Here is a 15952-nt window from a genome sequence, read left to right on the forward strand (position 1 = left end):
TTGGACACAGCCTGAGCGCCTCGTAGAGGCCCCTCCCCTATCAGGCCGATCCGGTGGCATGGGTCGCTCGCGCGGCGTCCGACATGCTGGGCGGGTTGGGCGCAGGTCAGATCCTGCTGGGTGATCGGGCCTACGACAGCGACGCGTTGCGCGTCCAGATGGCTGAGCAGGGCGCGTAGGCTAACTTGAGGCCGATGCCCAACCGCAAGCAGGTGCCGGCTTTCAGCCTGTTCCCCTACAAGTACCGCAATCTCGTCGAGCGCTTCTTCAGCAAGATCAATCACTTCCGAGCCGTCGCCACGTGCTACGACAAGGATCCCGAGAACTTCCTGGCCAGCGTCAAGCTCGCAGCCGTGCGGGTCTTACTACGAACTTTATGAGTCCCTTACCTATTCCACGACCTATGCAAATTTTCTGGCAGTGCCAGCTTGGTTGTCGAAGTCTCGGGGAGTCAAAATGGCTCACGCCTCTCAAGCAGTTGGCTATATTAAATCTGTATGTTTTTATATTTTTTGTTTTCTGGAAAATTATTCTGATTATGTTCGGTCATTGTTGAACTTTGAAAAATCGAGATGATTTTATCGATATTGGTGGCTTTCGTGACGTTGCACACATCAATTGCGAGCCGAATGATTCAACTATAACGCGTTCGAACTTAAGCCAGAAACTCGAACGCGCCATCAGAGGAAGAGGTGTTATGAATTATTTTTTAAATTCCCCAGAAGCTTTCGAAAATCTAAACGATGCGCAGCTCGATGGTATCGTGGGTGGATGGTCATTTTTTCCTCGCCCAGATATTCACAGAATTGATTGGAAAGACGGAAAATATGTAACAACTGCCATTCATAAATACAAAGATGGTAAATATGAATTAGATAAAAGTGCGCTTGAAGAGTTGAGGAAAATCAATGGAGGGATATATACTGGAGCCGTCGGGATATAGATTTTCTACAGAACTATGAGAATAAAAATAAAATATTTCCTGAGTTTGTGACCTCAATCGTGCCTTGGATCGGGCTTAATGGCAGGTTGCTGCATGTACTAGCTGTAGCTTGCCAAATGGCTCGATCCGAAGGGGCTGCGGTCGATGCCTCGGCTCTCGCCCGATCCGTTATCGCGCGCCTGGAATCCACGACCGTTCAGCACGGGGCTGCCCTGCGCCGCGCCATCCTTGCCGCGCCGGTGGTCCGTGAGTGACGAACCGCCCGCCCAGCACTTCGAGCGCTACCTGAAGGATGCGGATCGGGCCTGCCGGAGCGCTATCGCAACCTGGGCTGGCCACGACCTCAACCCGCACCGTTTCTCTTCCGGGCCGTTCTGCGGACAATGAAGCTCATCAATGCTCAGTCGGTCGGGCTTTTAAAATTTCTCCGAAGATATATCCAATTTCGATGAGTACTTTTCTCGGCGCCCTGCAGGCCATGCATAATTTTCATTTTGCGAATAATTTATTAGTTTGATTGTCAATTCGTGAATATAAGTAATTCATATTATATTTCGTCATCTTTGAGAGATTTTGAAGGCAACGCTATCTGCCTTGACTCGATATCTCGCGCAGAAATGCTGGCAGATAAAATTTAATCAGTCCACGAATTGCAGGTTGCAATGTCTCGTCGTTTTGCCAATCAGGATGCTCGGCTTGGTCGCGCACGCCATCGGTCGCGTGTTGTGCTAGATCGCCCGAGGGCGGTCTGCCTTCTGGACGCGCCCGACGATTTACAGCGATCTATCCGGGAGCAGACATTGCAGAGCGGCTGCCTATGCTCAAGGTGCTCACCCGGGGCGTCGCGCTCGTCATCGGTGGTCAGGAGTACAGGTATCGCCTTCTTAGGGACTTGCCCTCCTCCCTGTTTGACTCCGTCGTCCGGAATATGTGGAGCTAGTCCGTCGTCTCGCAATCCTTGATCTTGCCGACCAAGGTCAAACTCTTGGGCAATGCCAGCTTTCAGCCGCTGTCGCTCTCGAAGCGTGCTTTATAGAGTAGCAGCCCGACGGAAGCGAACGCGTATCCATAAGAGTCTGTCACGATCGCAGTGTGATCAATCGGTCCGCGATCCGCTCGGCCATCTCCGCGTCATGCGTGACGAAGAGGATGGCGAGACCGTCACGCTCGCTTGCCTCGCGCAGCATCCCCGCAACCTGCATCTGGTTGATGGGATCGAGGCGCGACGTCGCCTCGTCCGCGAACAGAAAGACGGGATCGAGCAAGAGCACGCGTGCCAGGGCGAACCTCTGTAGTTCACCACCTGAGAGTTCACCGGGGCGCTGCTTTCGAAGACGAGGCGACAGCTTCAGGCGAGAGAGCAGCGCCTCGACACGCTCCAGGTCCAAGCCATGCCTTCGCGCCAGGTGGTCGAGCGCCCGTCCCATGTTCTGGTGCGGCACGAAAGCCGCCGGAGGATCCTGGTAGAGCTTCTGGAACCTGTTCGGTGCGGCACCCGGTGCGCGTTGGACCCAGCCGCGATCCGGCCTCTCGGTACCGACGAGGATGTTACCGAGCGTGGTCTTGCCGCTGCCGCTCGGGCCGACCACGGCGACGATCTCGCCCGCACGGACTTGGACGCTCAGGTCCATGAACAGTCGCCGGCGCCCGAACACTTTCGCCAAGCCCGTCCCATTGATCACGACGGAGCCTAGCTGCCGCGGCGCGCAGTGCGGCCAGGTGCTCGGGTCGGCGTCGATCAGCGCCCGCGTGTAGGGATGGACGGGCGCATCGAGGACCTCCGCCGTCGGCCCCGCCTCGACCGCATGCCCGTCGAGCATCACGCAGGTCGTGCCGCCAAGGGCACGGGCCAGCGCGATGTCGTGCGTGATCGTCAGGAGTAAGCGCCCGGCCGCGACCTCGCGCTGCAGCCGCGCGACGACATCGCCACGCAAGACGCCGTCGAGGCCCTTACTAGGCTCGTCGGCGAGAAGGATTGGGGCTTCCGCCGCGTGCGCCATGGCGAGTGCGAGGCGCTGGCACATGCCGCCCGACATCTGGAACGGGTAATGCCCATCCGCCTCGGTGAGGCCGACCTCGTCAAGCCCGGCGGCGGCGTGACGGTCCGCGTCGCGTCGACGGTGCACGTACCGGTGGACCTCGGCGAGTTGCCCCTTAGCCCGCATTGTCGGATCGAGGGCGGTCCAGGGCTCTTGGGGGAGGAGACCGATGCGCCGTCCCCATAGGTTCCGTCGCGCCGCGCCGTCGAGGCGCAGGAGATCCGCGCCATCGAGGAGGATACGGCCGCTCGCGACGAGACCCGGCGGCAAGGTCCCCATGATGGCCTGGGCCACGAGCGACTTGCCCGAACCGGACTCGCCGAGCAGTGTCAGCGGCTCGCCCCGCCCGACCGCAGCCGAGAAGCCGGAGACCAGAACCCGGCCTTCCGTGCGGATCGTGAGATCCTCGATGCGTAGGGCTGTCGTCACCGGACTGTGCCTCCGCGCGCGGTGAGCTGCAGGCCGAGCACCAGCAGGAAGATCAGGATCCCGGGCATCAGCACTGCCAGCGGCGCCTCGGCGTAGTAAGGCAGGAGCTCGACGATCATGCTGCCGAGCTCGGGCGTCGGCGGCTGCAGGCCGACGCTGATCGCCGACAGGGTCGAGATCGCCAGGATGGCCGTGCCCATCGCGAAGGAGGCCAGGGTCAGGAGGAGTGGCGTGATCTCCGGCAGCACGTGGTGGCGCAGGATGTAGAACGTGCCGAAGCCGAGCAGGCGCGAGGCCTCGATCCGCGGCTCGACGAGCAGACGCGCCGTCGTGGTGCGGGCGACGCGGAAGAACTCGACCCAGAGCGAGAGCGACAGGCCGAGGTAGAGCGGAAGGAAATGACCCGGCGCGAACGCCAGCAGGAGCAGCACGAGCAGCAGCCCCGGCAGGGCGAGGACAATGTCGGACAGGGCCACGAGGATCCGTTCCGTCACGCCGCCGTGCCAAGCCGCCAGCACGCCGAGCAGGAGCCCCGGCACCGCGGCGCTCAGCATGGTCAGCAGCGCCATGCCGAAGGAGAGCCGGGCCCCGTGGGCGAGCCGCGCCAGCAGGCTGCGCCCGTAATGGTCGGCCCCGAGCAGGAAGTCGCCGCCGATCGGCGCCAGGCTCGCGGACAGGTCCTGGCGGGCGGGATCGGCGCTGACGAGGACCGGGCCCAGGAGCGCGAAGGCCGCGAGCAGGGTGAGCAGCCCGAGACCGACGCGGCGCGAGATCGGCCAAGGGTCCGAACGCAGAGGCGCCGTACCGGCGAGGTCCTGCATCTGGATCGTCATCGGGCGGCCCCCAGGCGAGGGTCGAGGAGCCGGCAGAGCAGGTCGACCCCGAGGTTCAGGAGGACGAACATCAGGCCCATGACGAGGGCGGCGCCCTGGACCATCGGCACGTCACGGGCGATGACTGCGTGCACCAGTGCGTGGCCGATGCCCGGATAGGCGAACAGCGACTCGACCACGACGACGCCCTCGATGAGGTAGACCGCCTGGAGGCCCAGGTAGGTGACGACCGGTATGGCGGCGTTGCGCAACCCGTGCCGAACGAGCACTGCGCGCTCGGGCAGGCCCTTGAGCCGGGCGAAGCGGTAGTAGGTCGTGGCCCCGACCTCCGCGACGGCGTCGCGTGTCACGCGGCTCGACACGGCAGCGAGTCCTAGCGCCAGGGTCAGGCTGGGCAGCGCCATCTCGCGCCAGGTGCCGTAGCCGGCGGGCGGCAACCATTCGAGCCGGATGCTGAAGACCAGCATCAGCATGAGGCCGAGGACGAAGGGGGGCAGCGCCCGCAAAGCCACGGCTCCGATCAGCGCGAGGCGGTCGAGGCCCGATCCAGCCCGCAGGCCGCTCACGAGGCCGAGCGGCAGGCCGATCAGCAGGGACAGGATGAGGGCGCAGGCGGCGAGCCACAAGCTGGGCCCGAGCTGGCTCACGAGTTCTTCCGAGACCGACTCACCGCTGACCAAGGAGTTGCCGAGGTGTCCCCGGGCGAGTTCGCCGAACCAGCGCAGCAGCAGTTCCGGCCAGGGTCGATCGAGGCCAAGTTCCTGCCGGACGGCCTCCGCGGCCTGCCCAGTGAGCGCGTCCGGGCCGTAACGGTCGGCGGCGATGCGGAAGGCCCCGTCGCCGGGCAGAACCCTGACGAGGGCGAAGCACAAGCCGCCGACGACGAGCGCGACGAGCACGGCCTGGACCAGCCGCCCGAGGAGAAGGCGCGTCATGGTGTATTCCAGCGCATCTCGGCGAGCCCGTAGCTCCGTTCCAGGGGATCGGCGCGCACGCCGGCCACGCGCCGGTTGGCGACCACGGCCAACTCGGCCCAGGTCACCGGGATGACCGGCAACTCGGCCTGTAGGATCTCCGCCAGCCTGCGCTGCAGTGGTGCGCGCTCGGCCGGATCAACGAGGACGGTGAGCCGGTCGAGAAGGGTGGCGGTTTCGGCGCTCGGCCAGTTCATCGCTCCCCAATCACCCCCGTCCGGCCCGAAATCCTGCAGCAGGGTGCCCAGCGGATCCGGGATCATCGCGAAGCTGCGAGAGACCAAGCCAAGATCCAGGCTGCCGTCGCGATGGCGGGCCGGGATGTCCGAGGTGTTGCCGATCGAGACGGCGAGATCGATGCCGACCTCGCGGGCCTGGGCCTGGATGGCTGCCGCCAGGGGCGGCAGCTCGGGCCACGCGGAATAGGTGCGCAAGGTGGCCGAGAATCGATGGCCGTCCCGCTCCAGGATGCCGTCCGGTCCTGGCCGCCAGCCAGCCTGGGCCAGGAGGAGACGCGCCTGGACGAGGTCGCGGGTCAGCGGCGGGAGTCCTTCAGCATGCCAGCCCGCGACGGCGGGCGGGAAGAGCTGGTCGGCCCCGAGGCCGGCGTTGCGCAGCAAGACCTTGGCGAGGCCGGCGCGGTCGAGGGCGAGGCTCAGCGCGCGCCGGGCGCGCGGGTCGGAGAAGAGCGGAGAGCCCGCGTTCAACTTCAGGAGCCGGGTCCGGGGTGGCGTGACCGTCTGCACCACGAGCTTCGGGTCGCGGCGCAGACGTGCGAGCGAGACTGGAAGGATCGAGACCACGACGTCAGCTTCGCCGCTTTCAGCCATCAGGGCGCGCGTCTCGCCCTGACCGACCGCGAGGTAGCGCGCCCGCGCAATGGGGGGGCATCCGCCCCACCAGCCGTCGAAGCGCTCCAGCTCGATCCGGAGCGGCGGCGCGATCGCGGTGGCGCGATAGGGCCCCGTGCCGATCATGCGGACGACGCGTCCGCTCGGGTCGTAGGAGGCAGGTGCCAGGATGATCGTGGTGTGGTTCGCCAGGAAGGCCGGCAGCAGCGCGAATGGCCGCTCCAGGTTGACGACCACGACGTCGTCCTCGGCAGCGATCGCCGCGATGGGGACGCGGGACAGTGGGCCGACATTCGCTTGCGCGCGCCGCAGGCTCCCGGCCGCAGCATCCGCATTCAGGGGCGCGCCGTCGTGGAACCGGACGCCCGTGCGGAGCGGGAAGCGCCACGTGAGACCGTCCGGCGAGACCGTCCAGCCGGTCGCGAGGCCAGGCGCGGGCGCGCCGGCGGCATCGACGCCGACTAGGGTCTCGGCCACCTGCAGGCGTGTGAAGGCGTACCCGTTGCTCGACGGATCGAGGCCCGCAACCTCCCAGGGGCCGACGACGATCAGCGTGCGCTCGGCTGTGTTCCGATCCTTGGCGGTGCCGGCGGCTGTGGGGACGGCAGCGAGGGCGAGAAAGCCGGCAAGCCTGAGCAGACCGCGGAGGACGACGCGGCGCTGCCGGTGCGAGAACATCATGCGGTTCGAGTCTCCACGACGGGAAGCGGGCTTCAGAACCTCGCGGCGACGCCGCCCATGATGGTGCGCGGCGTGCCGGGCGTGGCGTAACGGTTCTGCCAAGCGCGGTCGTAGTAGATGGTGTCGAAGACATTATCGACGTTGAGGTAAACTCGCACGTCTGGCGTGATCCGATAGTACGAGATCAGGTTAAAAAGCGTGTACTCTGGCAGGTTGAACGTCGAGACTGCCGTTCCGGCGGTGCGCTGACCGACGAAGTTCACCCCTGCCCCGAGGCCGAGGCCGCGCAGGTCACCCCCCTGGAACTCGTAGACGCTCTGGAGCGCGAAGGCGTTCTCGGGGACGTTGGCGATGTGCGAACCGACCGGGATGGTGTTGTCGCGAGTCACGGCGGCGTCGGCGTAGGTGTAGGTTCCGATCACCCGCCAGCCCGGCGCGAGGTAGCCCGCAACGGTGAGATCAAAGCCGCGGCTGCGGATCTCCCCCGCCGCGACGCTGAAGTTCTGGTCCACGGGATCGGTGGTCAGGACGTTGGTTCGCTTGATCTCGAACAGGGCGGCGGTGGCATTCAAGCGCCCGTCGAGCAGGTCGAACTTCGCGCCGACCTCGTAGCCCTCGCCCTCCTGGAAGGCGAAGGGCCGGAAGTTGCGGTCCGTGCCGGTGTTCGGCCGGAACGAGCGGGCATAGTTGCCGTAGACCGAGACCGTCTCGAGGAGGTCATAGACGAGGCCGAAGCGCGGCGTGGCGGCCGTGCCCTGCAGGCTCGTGGTGCGGTTGGTGATGTAGGAGGTCGAGACGAGGCCGATATCCTCGACGCGCACGCCGACGAGGGCATGCAGGCGTGGAGTGATGTCGATCTGGTCCTGCACGTAGCCGGCGTAGCTCTGTGTGTTCTCCAGGAGATTGCTGCCCGCCACGGTGAGCGGCGGCAGCACTTGGCCGTAGCGGGGCGCGAACAGATCGAGGAAGAACGGGTTGGTGGTAGGGTTCGAGCGGTTGATCACCTCACGGTAGCGGTAGCTGTCGTATTCGAGCCCGAGCAGCAGCGTGTGGCGGAACGGGCCGGTCTCGAACTTGCCCGCGAGGTTGACCTGGAGGTCGACGTCCGACCACGTCAGCTCGCGATGATCGAAAGTGCGCCGGAGCGTGCGCCCATCCGGGAGGACGCCCACGGTCTGCACGGCGTCGCCCGCGATGTTGCCGGCCAGCACCTGCGTGCCGGCGGTCAGCACCCAATCGGGGTCGAAGCGGTGCTCGATGCGCAACTGCCCGAGGGCATTGTCGTTGCGGAAGGGGGCAAGGCCGGGCTCTCCGATGTAGCGGGTCTGCGGCACGGCGCGCAGGTCGCCACGGAACGGGACGATGCCGCGGTCGAAGATCTGCCCGGCGCTGATCAATTCGCCTTCGAGCGTGATCGTCGTGTCCGCCGTAGGCTTCCAGGCGATGGCGGGCGCGAGGTAGTAGCGGTCGCTCCTCCCGAAGTCACGGAAGCTGCCGTTGTCCTCCACGGCCCCCGTGATGCGGGCGAGCACCTGGCCGTTCTCGTCGAGGGCGCCGGTGGCGTCGAGGGTGCTGCGCTTGGTATTGAAGCTTCCGTACTGCGTGTCGACGGCAAGGGAGCGCTCGGCCAGCGGCTGCTTCGAGACGATGTTGAAGGTGCCGCCCGGATCCCCCCGGCCGTAGAGGAAGGCGGAAGGACCCTTCAGAACCTCAACGCGCTCGATCGAGGCGATATCGGGCGAGTTCGGGTAGCCGCGGTTGATCGGGAAGCCGTTGCGGTAATACTCGCCTGTGGCGAAGCCGCGGATGGTGAACTCTGTCAGTCCAAGCCCGGCGAAATTGTTGGCCCGACCGACGCCGGCGAGGTCAAGGGCGGTGTCGATCCGGGTCGCGGCGGCGTCTTCGAGCACTTGGTTCGGGACGACGACGACCGCCTGAGGCACCTCTCGCAGGGGGGTATCGGTGCGGGTCGCGCTGACGCTCTGCTTCGCGAGATAGCCATCCGTGACGAGGCGAGGACCGGATTTCCCTTGGACCGTGAGTTCGTCCAGCTGCACCTCCTGAGTCGCGTCGACGGCCAGTTGCGCAGACGCGGCGATCGGATCGAGGCCGACGGCAAGGTAGGCAGCCAGGGCGACGGTGCACGACCACGCCTGCTTTCGACTGGGGCCGAACGCGGCAACATAATCGACCCGGCCGCTGGGCTTGCGAGCGAATGGAGATGATTCCGAGAGCGTGAGACCTGACCGGCGCGGCATCGTGGGAGCCCTTGATCGGACAAGGGCAGCTTCAGGCACGCGTGCGCGAGAGCGGGCGGTCAGTGCCTGCCACGGCCATGCGTTCCCTTCGGACACCCCGCCCGAGAAACAAAAACATCGCCAAGGCAGGTCTCCTGGCTCGCGGGTCGTCGCCTCTGCCTGACCTTCCCGGCGCGGGGCGCCAGTGGTCGTTCTCGGCAGCAGCTCGCCGCTTACAGTTGCGGGGGCAGCTCCGGTCTCACCCTGACGGGCTTCACCGAATTCCCTCTTAGCTCACGGCTACAGGGCCGTGAGAACCTTGACGGTCGCTCTCATCGGTCGTGCAAGTACGGGAGTCAACCTATCGAACGCAGCTTGTCGATACGTCGCGCGTCCGACTCAGGGTCGTCCGTTCTTGTTCGGCAACAAAGAGAGCCTTTGACTGCAGTGCCCCGTTCATAAGTCGAGGCATCACAGATCAAATATCGCTAATAGATTCTCGTCGATTATTTCCAGTCTCGACGGGTTTGAGTCGAAGTGCCGACGGTATATCGGCGGCGGTTCTCCCTGAAGATCAAAAGGGAGCGCAGTGAGGGTCTTTGCCCCGATACCGCGGCTGCCTCCGCAACTGTGAGCGGCGAACCTTCCGCTGCCAACGTCACTGCATGAACCTGATCCGGGAAGACGGTGAGAGGGCAAAGACCTGCGAGCCAGGAGGGGCGCCGAGGCCTCGTTCGCGGTGACGTGCCAATGCCGGAGGCTTGTCTCCCGTGTCCTTTGCCCTTCGATCCGCTCTGCGGAGCGCACTGGCGCTGTCCTATTGCCGGCCCTGCTCGCTTCGCCTGCTGTCCAGGCCCAGCAGGTCACCGCACCCTTCGCGAATGAACTGTGCGGCGGCGAGGCCGACGTCTTGCTCTCCGAGATCTCGGTGCTCGGCCGAGACGGCTTGAGCCGGTGTCGAGGCGCGATCAAATCAATTCATCGGGCACGTAAGCCGCCGACTTGGCAAGTGGCGTTCGCGGGATCGTTGTGAATCGGGATCGGTTGGGCCCGGGCCGCAGCAGGGCTGATAGGATGCCGCCAGCCACTCGCCTCGACACTTGGCTGCGACTATCACGTGCTGCCCCTATCCGGAGAAGATGCATGTTCACGCACATCATGATCGGCAGCAACGACCTGGAACGGGCGCGAAGCTTCTACGATGCCACGTTCGCCGCGCTCGGAGGCAGGTCCGGCAAGATGGATGAGCGAGGTAGGCTGATCTACGCCCACGAGGGCGGCCGGTTGATGATCACGACGCCGATCGATGGCAATCCGGCGACCGCTGCAAACGGCGGGACCATCGGGATCGCCGCCGCCAGCCGCGACCACGTTCTCGCTTGGCATGCGGCCGGCACGAAGCACGGCGGCACTGCGATCGAGAGCCCGCCTTCAGAGCGACCGAACGGGGCTTTCGTGGCCTACCTCCGTGATCCAGACGGTAACAAACTCACCGCGCGGACCGTGCCGGCGAAGTGAGGAGCCCGGCCCTCCCTGCCACGCCGGCCGTCCGTGCTATACTGCCAAGCAGCGTCGCGCCCGATTCAGGCCGCGCGCCAGGCAGGACGAGCCCATGAAGGCGATCGCTCTTGCGGCTCTCACAGCCGCGCTCACGAGTGCAGCACCCGCTGCCGCGCAAACGACGGCCAGCCCCCACGGCTTCACGGTACAGGTCTCCCTCTCGCCCAAGGCGCTGAAGAAGCTGACCGACCTCTCCGAAAGCGTGACCGTGAGCTCGTTCTACTACTACGAGAGGGCTAGGAAGCCGACGCGCGCCGAGATCAAGCGTGCGCAGGCTGATGGCCAAGAGCCCGGCGCGTACGAGATCGCGGGCGACACGGTGACCATTCCGGCCGCCGGTGGCCTTGCCGAGATGCCCGGGTTTGGCGTCAACGCCGCGGATGCGACCTCGATCGACGAGAACCCAATCAAAGTGAACATCAACGTCTACTCCGCCCGCAAGGCGGCGCCGGACAACCTGCTCGACTGCGACCTTTTCGCGGACACAGTGACCGCCGCCAGGGCCAAGCCGATCAGCATCACCTGCCGACTGATCGGCGAGTCATAAGCACAGCCGGTTACTCAGCTCGACCACCTTCTCAGCACTCGCGTCGTGATCTCTTCTCGGGTGAGCTTGGTGCGCTGACAGAACACGCCGCAAGGCGCGTCTCGGTGCCCGTCCACCCGGACGGCCCGCTGCGCTTCCATCACCCTCACGGCCGCGGCCTCGGGATACCGAGGCAGAGGTGTCGGCGATCGTGGAAATGTCGGAGCAGATGGTCCGCCACTACTCGAAGGACGTGAACAAGCACTGCCTCGCCATCAACGGGATGAAGAAGCTGGAGGAGGCCTGGAAGGAGACCCGCGCCAACCTTTTCGGCTCCGGATCCGCCTCAGCGCATTGAGGGGTTTGGACACAGGTTGCGGGATCTTGGACACGCGCTGAGATTGGACATCGCCAATCGAAGGTCCAAGCCACTGTAGAGCAAGGGTAATTTGGTGAGCGCGCTGGGACTCGAACCCAGGACCTACAGATTAAAAGTCCGTTGCTCTACCAGCTGAGCTACGCGCTCGCATCCCGTGGCACGGTCTCGTGGCCGCGTCGGTCGGGAGCGTGGCTCGCAATAGGGGCTGGGGGGGGACGGGTCAACTCGGGTTCTGTGGCTCCATGCCCGTTCCGTTGCCCTCTTCTTCACAAGGGGAGTTCGAGAGCAGCACGCCCTGCCTTGGCCTTGGTTTCATGGCAGCCGCGATCCTCATGGTGACTTCCGCTCTTAATCCACCCGATACCCCGCCTCTCTGGCGCGAATTCATCTGTATCTTTCTGGCAGGCGGTGGGGCGCTCGCACTCGCGGTGCTCGGCTTCATCGCGTTGCTCGATCCCTACGGCCTCCGGGCGGCGCGCCCGATCATGGATAGCGACCAGCGCTTCATGTATCCGCAAATCGCCCGTTCCGGCGCCTTCGACGGAGCCATATTTGGCACCTCGACCGCGCGGCTGATCGATCCGCGAGCCCTCGGGCCGGTGTTCGGCGCGCGCTTCGCCAATCTCGCGATCAACGCCGCAACGCCCTACGAGCAGATGCGGCTCGCCAAGCTCTATCTCGGTGCCACTGCGCCGAAGGCGGTGCTGTTCGCCCTCGACGGGACCTGGTGCGAGGCGGATGCGGACCGGCGCCGCTTCACCCAGTGGACGTTTCCGGCCTGGCTCTACGACGGCTCGCCCGTCGCGGTGCTGCGGCAGGCGAACTGGCAGGGGCTCGGCATCGCTGCGCAGGGCGCTCTCCACCGGCTCGGGCTCGTCCCGGAGCGCATCCGCGGAGACGGCTACGCCGTGTTCACGCCGCCGGAGGTGACCTACGATGCTGCCCGCGCCGCCGCCCATATCCGGGCTGGCGCCGCGCCCGCGGACATCCCAGGCTTCGAGGTCGAGGCGCCGATGCCCGCGCTGGACTGGCTCGATAGGCTACTCGCGGAAATGCCCCGCTCTGCCGTCGCGCTTATGACATTCATGCCTGTCCACGTGGCTGCCCAAGGCAAACCCGGAACCCGCCTCGGAGCGCGGGAAGCGATCTGCAAAGCCCGCGTCGCGGAGATCGGGCGCCGCTTCGGAGCCACGGTGGTGGATTTCCGCATCCCCTCCCCTGTCACGACGCAGGACACGAACTACTGGGATGCTCTGCATTACCGCTTGCCGGTGGCGGACCACATCGTGGTGGGTCTCGCCGCGGCCCAGGCCACGGGCCGGGACGCGGAAGACGGCTTCTACCGCGTGCTCGCCCACCCTTAAGGCGACGTCACGCCTTCTGTGCCGCCTCCGCGCGGGCCCAGCCTTCCTTCGTGGCGCCGATGAAGTCGGCGAGCCGGCCCTCCGCGATGGCCGCCCGCAGGCCCGCCATCAGGTCCTGGTAGTAGGCGAGGTTGTTCCAGGTCAGCAGCATCATGCCGAGGATCTCGTCCGAGCGGACGAGGTGGTGCAGATAGGCGCGGGAATAGTCCCGCGCCGCCGGACAGGTGGAGGCCTCGTCGAGGGGCCGGGTGTCCTCGGCATGCCGGGCATTGCGCAGGTTGATGCGGCCGTGGCGGGTATAGGCGAGACCGTGGCGCCCGGCCCGGGTCGGCATCACGCAATCGAACATGTCGACCCCGCGCAGGACGGACTGCATCAGGTCGTCCGGCGTGCCGACGCCCATGAGGTAGCGCGGCTTCTCCGCCGGCAGGTAGGGCTCCACCGTCTCGATCATGGCGAGCATCACCGCCTGCGGCTCGCCCACCGCGAGGCCGCCGATGGCGTAGCCCTTGAGGTCGAGAGCGGCCAGCGCCTTCGCGCTTTCGATGCGCAGGTCCGGCAGGTCGCCGCCCTGCACAATGCCGAACAGGGCCTTGCCCGGCTGCTCGCCGAAGGCGACGCGGCAGCGCTCGGCCCAGCGCAGGGACAGGCGCATGCCCTTCTCGATGGTGGTGCGGTCGGCGGGCAGGCGCACGCATTCGTCGAGCTGCATCTGGATGTCGGAGCCGAGCAGCCCCTGGATCTCGATGGAACGCTCCGGGCTCATATGATGGGCGGTGCCGTCGATATGCGAGCGGAAGGTCACGCCCTGCTCGTCGATCTTCCGCAGGGCGGAGAGCGACATTACCTGGAAGCCGCCGGAATCGGTGAGGATCGGCCCGTCCCAGCGCATGAATTTGTGCAGGCCGCCGAGGCGCGCCATGCGCTCCGGCCCGGGGCGCAGCATCAGATGGTAGGTGTTGCCGAGCACCACGTCGGCGCCGAGGTCGCGCACTTGGTCGGCATACATCGCCTTCACGGTGGCGGCCGTGCCGACCGGCATGAAGGCCGGGGTGCGGATGGTGCCCCGGGGCATGGTGATGGCGCCGGTACGGGCTTGCCCGTCCCGGGCATGGACCGCGAAGGCGAAGTCGGAGGAAAAGGGCGTATCGGGCATCGTTTCGCGGGGATGGGATCGGAACGGCGTCGGCTCAGGCTTGAGGGCGAGGCGCCGATGCGATGATGAAGTGCATGTAGGCGAGGGCGGCCCTGAGGCTCGCTTGGCTCGTGCGTTTCGGGCCGCCGTCGTGGATCGCAAGCGCCTCGTTCAGCACGCGATGCCACGACACGGGCGCCGTCCGAAGGCCGAAGCGGCCACCTTCCCTCTTCGAGACGATGTCGTCCGTCGCAAGCGTGCAGGCGCAGCGCCCGATGCCGAGAACGCCCCAGGCGAGCGCGGCAGCGTTGCAATCCTCGCCCGGCGCCTTGGCGGCGAGCGCGGTCTCTGCCTCGGCGATCCAGGAGCGCCAGTAGCCGTGCAGGTTCGCGATCTGGTGGGCCCGCAGGACGTCCGTATCGTTGGCGATGCCGAGTTCGGAGGGCGCCGGCCCCAGGATCCGACGCCCGTACCGGGCAAGGCAGCGCCAGACGGCGGGATTGAGCTCGCGGCAGAGCTCGCCGGTGCGGAAGCGGCCATCGACGCTGAACGGCATGACCGCCTCGCCCGGAGCCGGCTCACGAAGCAGGCTGGCGGGCAGATAGACGCCGTCGAAATGTGGGCTGCCCGACCTGGCCAGATCCCCGTGAACGCGTGCGAGGCGTTCCGAGGTCTCGGTGGACGGCGCCTCGTCGAGGATGGCGACGAAATCGATGTCGCTCGCTCCCGGGCGGAAGTCGCCCAGGGCGATCGACCCAACCAGATAGAGACCGCGCGGAGCCGGAACGTGCTCCTCCGCCAGCCGCTCCAGATAGGTGGCGAGGACCGGCTCCGCCTCGGCGGGCAGGACGCCTGCGCGGCTCACCGGTCTTCTCCCGGGAACAGCAGGCTGGAATCGCCATAGGAATAGAAGCGGTACTGCGCTTCAATCGCGTGGGCGTAGGCGCGCCGCATCGTCTCCAGCCCGGAGAAGGCGGAGACCAGCATGAACAGGGTCGAGCGTGGCAGGTGGAAGTTCGTCATGAGGGCGTCAACCGCGCGGAAGCGGTAGCCCGGGGTGATGAAGATCTCGGTCGGTCCGGAAAAGGGCTGGATCCGGCCCTCGGCGTCGGTAGCGCTCTCCAGCAGCCGCAGGGCCGTGGTGCCCACCGCGACTAGGCGGCCGCCCTTCGCCCGGATGGCGTTGAGCGCCTGCGCCGTCTCGGCGTCGATCTGGCCGATCTCCGCATGCATGCGGTGATCGTCCGTATCCTCCGCCTTCACGGGCAGGAAGGTACCGGCCCCGACATGCAAGGTGACGTGGCGCCGCGCGATGCCCGCGGCATCGAGCGCGCCCAGGAGCGCATCTGAGAAGTGCAGGCCGGCGGTCGGGGCGGCGACAGCCCCGGGAGCGCGGGCATAGACGGTCTGGTAGTCGGTCGCATCCTGCGCGTCTGTCGGGCGCTTGCCCGCGATGTAGGGGGGCAGCGGAAGCGCGCCCAAGGCGGCGATGGCCTCGTCCAGGGCGGGGCCGGACAGGTCGAAGCGGAGGGTGACCTCGCCGCCCTCTCCCTTGGCTTCGAGGGTGGCCTTGAGGCTCGCCAGCCCGCAGGCCCCGCTCGTCTCCTCGCCGAAATGCAGGCGGTCGCCGACGGCGAGGCGCTTGCCCGGCCGGGCGAATGCGCGCCAGCGATCCGGCGCCTCGCGCAGGTGCAGCATCACCTCCGTGCGCAGGCCCGCGGCGCCGGGGCGATGGCGGAGGCCGTTGAGCCGGGCCGGAATTACCCGCGTGTCGTTGAAGACGAGCACGTCGCCCCGGCGCAGCAGCCTCGGCAGGTCACGCACGGCGCGATCCGCCAAGGCCTCCCCGGGCTGCACCACGAGCAGGCGGCCCGCATCCCGCGGGCTCGCGGGCCTCAGGGCGATCAGGCTTTCCGGCAGGTCGAAATCGAACGCATCCACGCGCATGCCCGCCCTCTGCACGGATTGGGGCGCCGAGGCAAATCGCGGGACCAGCCGACG

Annotated in this window: 13 protein-coding genes, 1 tRNA gene, 1 pseudogene and 2 riboswitches; of the genes and pseudogenes, 6 read left to right on the forward strand and 9 right to left on the reverse strand. The window is 66.3% G+C overall.

Annotation, left to right across the window (positions count from 1 at the left end; translation table 11 throughout):
• Window positions 1-68: 68 nt before the first annotated feature.
• Window positions 69-380 (forward strand): annotated as a pseudogene (locus MFF21_RS18845) (transposase family protein); the annotation flags it as partial.
• Window positions 381-559: 179 nt separating this feature from the next.
• On the forward strand, window positions 560-943 hold the full coding sequence (locus tag MFF21_RS18850) for a hypothetical protein (protein ID WP_238312914.1): 384 nt from the start codon (window positions 560-562) through the stop codon (window positions 941-943).
• Window positions 944-2022: 1079 nt separating this feature from the next.
• On the opposite strand, the gene MFF21_RS18855 is transcribed toward MFF21_RS18850, so the two are convergent.
• The 5 genes from MFF21_RS18855 to MFF21_RS18875 are packed head-to-tail and all read right to left on the reverse strand — an operon-like array spanning window position 2023 to window position 9008.
• On the reverse strand, window positions 2023-3411 hold the full coding sequence (locus MFF21_RS18855) for an ABC transporter ATP-binding protein (RefSeq protein ID WP_238312915.1): 1389 nt from the start codon (window positions 3409-3411) through the stop codon (window positions 2023-2025).
• Window positions 3408-4244, reverse strand: coding sequence for an ABC transporter permease (locus MFF21_RS18860; protein ID WP_238312916.1), 837 nt, complete (start codon window positions 4242-4244; stop codon window positions 3408-3410). Before MFF21_RS18860 ends, MFF21_RS18855 begins: the two co-directional genes overlap by 4 nt.
• Complete coding sequence (locus MFF21_RS18865) at window positions 4241-5179, reverse strand: ABC transporter permease (RefSeq protein WP_238312917.1); 939 nt, start codon at window positions 5177-5179, stop codon at window positions 4241-4243. The genes MFF21_RS18860 and MFF21_RS18865 overlap by 4 nt, the downstream gene beginning before the upstream one ends.
• Window positions 5176-6750, reverse strand: a complete 1575-nt coding sequence (locus MFF21_RS18870) for an ABC transporter substrate-binding protein (protein ID WP_238312918.1) — start codon at window positions 6748-6750, stop codon at window positions 5176-5178. Before MFF21_RS18870 ends, MFF21_RS18865 begins: the two co-directional genes overlap by 4 nt.
• A gap of 32 nt (window positions 6751-6782) precedes the next feature.
• Complete coding sequence (locus tag MFF21_RS18875) at window positions 6783-9008, reverse strand: TonB-dependent siderophore receptor (protein ID WP_238312919.1); 2226 nt, start codon at window positions 9006-9008, stop codon at window positions 6783-6785.
• A 107-nt stretch (window positions 9009-9115) separates the two neighbouring features.
• Window positions 9116-9324, reverse strand: a riboswitch (cobalamin riboswitch).
• 204 nt (window positions 9325-9528) lie between these two features.
• Window positions 9529-9725: riboswitch (cobalamin riboswitch) on the forward strand.
• A 405-nt stretch (window positions 9726-10130) separates the two neighbouring features.
• Between MFF21_RS18875 and MFF21_RS18880 the strand changes: the two genes are divergently transcribed.
• The 3 genes from MFF21_RS18880 to MFF21_RS18890 all read left to right on the forward strand — a co-directional run bounded on the left by MFF21_RS18880 (window position 10131) and on the right by MFF21_RS18890 (window position 11431).
• Window positions 10131-10505 (forward strand): VOC family protein, encoded by a 375-nt coding sequence (locus MFF21_RS18880; protein WP_238312921.1) that lies wholly within the window; start codon window positions 10131-10133, stop codon window positions 10503-10505.
• Between the two features lie 94 nt (window positions 10506-10599).
• Window positions 10600-11094, forward strand: coding sequence for a hypothetical protein (locus MFF21_RS18885; protein ID WP_238312923.1), 495 nt, complete (start codon window positions 10600-10602; stop codon window positions 11092-11094).
• 178 nt (window positions 11095-11272) lie between these two features.
• Window positions 11273-11431: a hypothetical protein gene (locus tag MFF21_RS18890; protein WP_238312925.1), complete on the forward strand. Its 159-nt coding sequence runs from the start codon at window positions 11273-11275 to the stop codon at window positions 11429-11431.
• 92 nt (window positions 11432-11523) lie between these two features.
• Here MFF21_RS18890 and MFF21_RS18895 read toward each other — a convergent pair.
• Window positions 11524-11599 (reverse strand) — tRNA-Lys (locus MFF21_RS18895).
• Between the two features lie 185 nt (window positions 11600-11784).
• Between MFF21_RS18895 and MFF21_RS18900 the strand changes: the two genes are divergently transcribed.
• A complete protein-coding gene (locus MFF21_RS18900) occupies window positions 11785-12816 on the forward strand; it encodes a hypothetical protein (protein ID WP_238312927.1) in 1032 nt (343 codons plus the stop codon).
• Window positions 12817-12823: 7 nt separating this feature from the next.
• Here MFF21_RS18900 and tgt read toward each other — a convergent pair whose 3' ends face one another.
• The 3 genes from tgt to queA are packed head-to-tail and all read right to left on the reverse strand — an operon-like array spanning window position 12824 to window position 15898.
• On the reverse strand, window positions 12824-13972 hold the full coding sequence (tgt, locus tag MFF21_RS18905) for a tRNA guanosine(34) transglycosylase Tgt (protein ID WP_238312929.1): 1149 nt from the start codon (window positions 13970-13972) through the stop codon (window positions 12824-12826).
• Window positions 13973-14006: 34 nt separating this feature from the next.
• Window positions 14007-14816 carry a nucleotidyltransferase domain-containing protein gene (locus MFF21_RS18910; RefSeq protein ID WP_238312931.1) on the reverse strand — a complete coding sequence of 270 codons (810 nt, stop codon included), beginning with the start codon at window positions 14814-14816 and terminating at the stop codon, window positions 14007-14009.
• Window positions 14813-15898: a tRNA preQ1(34) S-adenosylmethionine ribosyltransferase-isomerase QueA gene (gene queA / locus MFF21_RS18915; protein WP_238312933.1), complete on the reverse strand. Its 1086-nt coding sequence runs from the start codon at window positions 15896-15898 to the stop codon at window positions 14813-14815. The genes MFF21_RS18910 and queA overlap by 4 nt, the downstream gene beginning before the upstream one ends.
• Window positions 15899-15952 lie beyond the last annotated feature (54 nt).

Origin of the sequence: Methylobacterium organophilum (assembly GCF_022179465.1) — a bacterium.
GTDB classification, from domain to species: Bacteria; Pseudomonadota; Alphaproteobacteria; order Rhizobiales; family Beijerinckiaceae; genus Methylobacterium; species Methylobacterium organophilum.